This is a genomic window from Microcoleus sp. LEGE 07076, assembly GCF_015207455.1.
Classification (GTDB): Bacteria; Cyanobacteriota; Cyanobacteriia; order Cyanobacteriales; family Microcoleaceae; genus Microcoleus.
In genome coordinates this window covers 1-5,959 of sequence record NZ_JADEWV010000282.1, presented here as the reverse complement: position 1 = coordinate 5,959, position 5,959 = coordinate 1, and the positions used below count along the sequence as shown (strand labels likewise).

The 5,959-nt window shown below is 48.2% G+C and carries 5 protein-coding genes; 1 reads left to right on the top strand and 4 read right to left on the bottom strand.

What is annotated here, in order from left to right:
• Positions 1 to 195 precede the first annotated feature (195 nt).
• The 3 genes from prfB to IQ270_RS27120 all read right to left on the bottom strand — a co-directional run bounded on the left by prfB (position 196) and on the right by IQ270_RS27120 (position 3,882).
• Positions 196 to 1,312, bottom strand: a protein-coding gene (gene prfB / locus IQ270_RS27130; RefSeq protein WP_193976259.1) for a peptide chain release factor 2 whose coding sequence is annotated in 2 segments (ribosomal slippage) — positions 196 to 1,239 and positions 1,241 to 1,312 — 1,116 coding nt in all. Because the reading frame shifts where the segments join, the coding sequence is not laid out codon by codon here.
• A gap of 107 nt (positions 1,313 to 1,419) precedes the next feature.
• Positions 1,420 to 3,003, bottom strand: coding sequence for a tetratricopeptide repeat protein (locus IQ270_RS27125; protein ID WP_193976258.1), 1,584 nt, complete (start codon positions 3,001 to 3,003; stop codon positions 1,420 to 1,422).
• 150 nt (positions 3,004 to 3,153) lie between these two features.
• Complete coding sequence (locus IQ270_RS27120) at positions 3,154 to 3,882, bottom strand: Bax inhibitor-1 family protein (protein WP_193976257.1); 729 nt, start codon at positions 3,880 to 3,882, stop codon at positions 3,154 to 3,156.
• Between the two features lie 531 nt (positions 3,883 to 4,413).
• Between IQ270_RS27120 and IQ270_RS27115 the strand changes: the two genes are divergently transcribed.
• Entirely contained in the window at positions 4,414 to 4,740 is a 327-nt protein-coding gene (locus IQ270_RS27115) for a PEP-CTERM sorting domain-containing protein (RefSeq protein ID WP_193976256.1), read from the top strand.
• A 143-nt stretch (positions 4,741 to 4,883) separates the two neighbouring features.
• Here IQ270_RS27115 and IQ270_RS27110 read toward each other — a convergent pair.
• Positions 4,884 to 5,959 (bottom strand): VWA domain-containing protein (locus IQ270_RS27110; RefSeq protein WP_193976255.1); only part of this gene is annotated, 1,076 nt, incomplete at its 5' end.

The window sequence follows — 5,959 nt, the reverse complement described above, 5'->3', positions numbered from 1 at the left end:
GAGGGAGAGGGGGCGAGAGTATTTTTCCCTGTTCCCTGTTCCCTGTTCCCTGTTCCCTGTTCCCTGTTCCTTCTGACTACTGACTACTGACTACTGACTACTGACCACTGACTACTGACCACTGACTATTGACTGCTGACTACTGACTATTGACTATTGACTACTGACTACTGACTACTGACTACTGACCACTGACTATTGACTGCTGACCAACTGATTTTCCTGCCGCAGGTAAGCTTGAATAAACGAGTCTAATTCGCCATTCATCACATCTGCGATCGCCGTTGTTTCCACCCCTGTTCGCAAATCCTTTACCATTTGATAGGGGTGAAACACGTAGTTGCGAATTTGCTGGCCCCAAGCGGCTTCTACTATGTCGCCGCGAATCTCAGCAATTTCCGAGGCCCGCTGTTCCTTCGCAACCACCAACAGCCGCGCTTTGAGCAGTGCGAGAGCTTTTTCTTTATTTTGCAACTGACTGCGTTCTTCGACACAGCGGACGGCCAAGCCCGTAGGAAGGTGAACGATGCGGACTGCGGTTTCTACCTTGTTAACATTTTGTCCGCCCTTGCCGCCTGCGCGGGAAGTGGTGATTTCCAAGTCTTTTTCGGGAATGTCCAACTGTACGGATCGATCGAGAATTGGCATGACTTCCACGCCCGCAAAACTGGTTTGACGCTTGTCATTAGCATTATAAGGCGAAATTCTGACCAAACGGTGAGTGCCTTTTTCCGATCTCATGTAGCCGTAAGCGTAGCGGCCGACAATTTCCAAAGAAGCAGATTTAACACCTGCTTCCTCTCCCTCAGAAATCTCAGTTAAATGTACTTTGTAACCGTGACTTTCTCCCCAGCGGGTGTACATCCGCAGCAGCATTTCGGCCCAATCTTGAGCATCTGTGCCGCCGGCCCCGGCGTTAATCATCAAAACGGCGCCGCCTTTGTCGTAGGGCCCGGACAGTAATTGTTGTAGTTCCCACTGGTCAAGTTGGCGGGTTAACTCAGACAGGTTGGATGTTGCTTCTTCAAATAAGGCTTCGTCGGCTTCTAACTCCAGCAGTTCTAAAATAGCTTTAGCATCTTCCAAGCTAGTTTGCCAACTGCCGTATTGGTCTAAATGAGATTTGAGGTCGTTAAGTTCTTGGAGAGTTTCTTGGGCTTGGTTTTGGTCGTCCCAAAATGCTGGTTGGGCGCAGATTTGCTCTAAATCTTGAATTTTGGCTGTGAGTGCGGGGATGTCAAAGATAGTCCTGGGTGGTACCCAGTCGATCGGACAATGTTTCAATACCGTGTTTGATGTCTAAAACTTCCACTGTGAGTTTTCCTAGTTGTGGGGTGTATTTTTGAGTTTAGCTGAAATTTCAACATTTCAGCAACTAATCCGTGTATCCGTGTCAAACTCCGTGTCGTGCCTTCTTTCTTATATATATTGTGAACCTGTTGAATTGAAAGTTTTACCGCATTCGTGAGCGCATACGTCCAACCTTTTGGAACATGAAAAACTTTTTGTGAGGTCTTCGCGAAACCAATCACAGGCGATCGCATCTTTCACCGATTGAGTTCTGAGAGAATTAAAGCCATTTCCGTACTTTTCAATTAAAGCCAGCATTTGCGGTCTGTAAGTGTGGTTATAAACAGCGTATTTAGTATGGCTGACCCAACAGCAAGGCCAGAGTTCCGCTTCAAAGCTGATGAAAATATCTTTACTGGCTTGAGTTTGGCAGCTAATTTCTACATTGCGGTAGTAATTATTTAGACTGCCAAATGTTTCTACAGCTTTGATAAATTGGTCTCCCTGTGGATTTTTATATTGTTCCAAAGATGGGGGTTGGAGTTCTTCGCTGGCTGGCTTTGAAGGCACAGGCTGAGTTGGTTCGGATGCTTGAGAGGTTTCGATAGCTATAGCTTGATACCAAGCATAATTTGCTTTCTCTGGTTGCCCCAACTGCGTTAAAACTCTAGCTAAATTGCGATAAGCTCCAGCAAAATTGGGTTTAAGCTCGATCGCCTTTTGGTAATAAGCACTAGCTGGCTGCCACTGTTGCTGTTGAGCGTAAAGACTGCCGACATTAGCATAAACTTCGGGAAAATTAGGCTGAATTTTCAGTGCGTTTGTATAGCAGTCGGCTGCTGCTTGTAACCGCCCCATAGCTTGGAAAGCATTTCCTAAAGTTTTACAGGCTGCTGCAAAATTAGGTTGAATTCTTAGGGCTTGTTGGCAGGCTGCGATCGCCTCTGAAAGCTGTCCTTGTTTCAAACATTCCTCCGCTTGTTGGTGCAACCCAACAGCCGTCTGTGTTTGATTTTGAGGGGCTGAAGCATTAGTTGTTGCTGGTTGGTTGGGGCGATCGCTCTTAGCATCTACCTGAGAGTTTTCTCCCTGCTGAAGCTGTTGATTTGCGGACTCTTTGTCATAAATTTCTTTCGCTACAAAACGAGAGGTAGCTTTCGGTACAAACTCGACAAATCCTAATTTTTGGGCTAAATCCCGTGCTGCTTCTACTTGGTGCTGGTTGTGTTCAAATATCAAGTAGTGCCATACAGCTTTTCCGCCAGCTTGGATAAAGGCATTAACCGACTGCATTATCCTGTCCCAGTTGGTATTTTGGCGGTAGATGCTGTTAGTATCTGCCAACCCGTCGATGCTAAAAATTACGCGATCGTGTTCTCCTGTCATCGCCTGCGCCAGGGTTTGCCACCAGTCTGGATTGCGCCCGCTACCGTTGGTGTACAGGCAGATTTTAGGAACTCCCATCCGATGCAAATATTCGATCGCCCCAATGGTAGTATTGCTAGTCATAGCATCGCCGTAATTGCCGCACATATATACCAAGTCCAATTGAGAGCAAAACTCTTCTGGGAAAATTCTCTCAATATCCTCCATCTTTAATTCTGCCATCGGTAAAATCGGGTTGTCTGTGCGCGGACATTGCGGACAAGCTGCATTGCACCGGGAGGTAATTTCTACGCTGACTCTTCTGATATCTTCATACTTTAAGTACATGAGTTTTTTCCCCTTGATTCTTTTTTATTATTCACCAGTCGCTTTGCTCACAGACTACTCAACCATCGCTATATTAGTACCGCAGCTTAACAAAAATTAAAAACCGCGGCTTGATTTTTACAAGCCGCGGTTTTTAAGGTACTATTTCAATTAATCCCGGCCGTTGAGAGCAATCATCAGGCGCAGAATAAAGATAAACAAGTTGATGTAAGTCAAGTACATCGACAAAGCAGCGGGCAAATACTGGTCGTCGCGGTAGGTGCGGGGCAGAATATAAAAATCTACAACGGCAGCGCCGGCAAACAGAAATACGCCGATGCCAGAAATGCCAATTTCCAACCATGTTGGGGTGTAGATGCCAAAAATTGACAGTAGAAATTGAATACCAACGACAACTAACAAAGCAATCACACCTAAACTAACAGTTTTGGTGACTGCCATGCCGTCTGCTTCCGAAAGATTGGAGCCAATTTGGCGGGCGGCGATGAAAGTAATGCCGCAGCCGAGGGCTGCAACACCGATGCCGTAGATGCCGACACCTTGGGTTCTGAGGGCTGTAAATATCAATCCGCTGAGGGTGTAGCCGGAAAGCAGACTGTAGGTTGCCAGAAGGGGCAAGGCGGTATTTTTGTTGCCTTGTTCGGCGGCATTGCGGGCGACGAAGAACAGAATTAATTCTAGGACGATCGCAACGATGAATGTGGGAAAAAAGATCGCCGGATAAGTGCGGATCACTCCGAGGCCGCCGTAGGTACCGATAGCTGTTAAGACAAGTCCGCCGCCGACGAAGGGGAGGGCGTTGGAGATGACGTTGGGGCCTACCAGCGCGTGGTTTTTGGCCTCGCGCACGGCTTCGCGGAAATTGCTGGTGTTACTCACGAGGATTTACCTAATTTTAGCTGAGAGTTGCTACCTAATATTTTTACATTTTTACAGTTTATTTGCAAAACCTGGAATAGTTTAAAGATTTGATAAAGAACGGGGTAAGATCGCTCCAAAGTAGGAGGCGATTGTTTATAATTGACTGCGTACAGGGTTTGCGGTTTCGCTGCTGCGCCGGAAGTAGAGCTGTCTAATACGATTGTCAAAACCGCAGGGCTATTCTTTAGCTTAATTAGCAGGGTGATGTCTAGATCGATCGAATGGCCGATAGCAGAGGTCAATCCATTGGGAATTTGGCATTTACAATTTGGGATTGAAAGCTGTATGCTAAAGGGAGAGGGCGCAGTTGATTTGAGGTTTTTGATTGCCGACAAGAGTTGAAACTAGGGAGAGAGAAGCCCCACAATCTAAAATCTCAAAACTAAAATCGGCTCGGTAGTTGCTCCCGGTAGCTCTGACAGGAAATGCCAAGACAATTAATGAATAGATTTAGTTCGTACCGACAAAATTCCAAACAGGTAATGTCTCATGTCCACTTTTTTTGCTCGCAAATTATTGCCACGTGCAGCCGGAATTCTCTTGACTGCCACCGTTATTTCCGGGGGCAAAGCTGCCCTTGCAGGTAATGTCGGAGCCGTTTCTGTGGCTGCTTCATCGCAGGGTTCAGAAAATTGGCTGCTGGCTCAGATTGGTCAACCCCCTCAAGGCACAACTTCTCCGAACCCGAACCCGGGAAGGGTAAACCGGGCGCCTTTGCCGGTGAAAATTCCTGAACCTTCGACGGTGGTAGGGTTGGGTTTAGTTGCTGGTTCCTTGGTGTTGACTCGCCGGAGAGCGAGAGTCGGTCGATTTTAGATGAGAGATGGATTTATATAGCCTTTCGAGCGTAACATGAGGTGATCTCGTGGGCATGGGGCATGGGGCATGGGGCATAGGCAGAAGTGGAACGATCCCGCCTACCTCACTTTATTGAGAACCGCTATAGCCTTTTCAGGATTTTAGCCGATCGCATCCCGTAAAGCATTTTTAGTCATAGCTGCGATCGACTGTTGGCTAGCTTTTGGCAAATGATAGTATTTCCCGCCAGAAGTCTTGGCCAACTCCTTCGCAAAGCCAGTCGAAATAAATTTACTCTCAGTATCAATCACCAGCAACTGCATTCCCAAACCGCGAATTTTAGCAGCAATTTCTAACAATTCCTGCTTAATATCCGGCTTTTCACCATCTAAAATCGGTTCGCCCAAAGAACGGGCCAAAGGAATATTACCGCGTCCGTCGGTAATCGCGACAATCGCCACTTGACCGATATCTCCAGACTGCCGCGCGTTGACTCCCACGCGCACCGCTTGCGTCAAACCGTGAGCCAGCGGCGAACCACCGCCGCAGGGCAACCGTTCCAAACGCTTGCGGGCCAAGGCTATCGAGCGAGTCGGCGGCAGCAGTACCTCTGCTTGTTCTCCGCGAAACGGAATCAGCGCAACTTGGTCGCGACTTTGATAAGCTTCGGTGAGCAACTGCATGACAGCACCTTTTGCCGACTGCATCCGGTTGAGGGCCATCGAACCCGAAGCATCCACGACAAAGACGACTAAAGCTCCTGCTTTTCTGGCCAAGCGCTTCGCCCGAATGTCTCCCTGTTCCACAAATACCCGCTTATCTCGATTTGGGGTGGAACTCGCCCCGGGTTCTTGGTCTGAATTCCTGTCGCGGCGGGCTTTTTGGTAGGGTGCGGCGGCTCTGAGAGTCGCGTCAACGGCGATGCGGCGGACGGGGCCTTTGGGCAATATTGGCTTGACGTAGCGGCCTCTATCTTCGGAAAAAATCGTGCTTCTGCTGCCGGATTTGCCTTGGCGGTTGGCGGATTGGGCGAATAACAGCACGTCGGGGTCGAGAATTACGCCTTCAGGGTCGAAGAGAAATTCTTCAGGAACGGTATCTTTTTCTGGTTCTTCTTGAGGTTCGGGGTTGTCTTGGTCTTCAGTGTCTTCCTCGTCTTCTTGTTGTTTTTCGGGTTCGTCTTGTTCTTGTTCTGACTGCTTTTGCGGAGGAGGGGGAGGTGGGGGAGGAGCAGAGT

Coding starts and splice junctions, on each gene's coding strand:
- IQ270_RS27115 (WP_193976256.1), top strand. CDS start 4,414: ATGTCCACTTTTTTTGCTCGCAAATTATTGCCACGTGCAGCCGGAATT.
- IQ270_RS27125 (WP_193976258.1), bottom strand. CDS start 3,003: ATGTACTTAAAGTATGAAGATATCAGAAGAGTCAGCGTAGAAATTACC.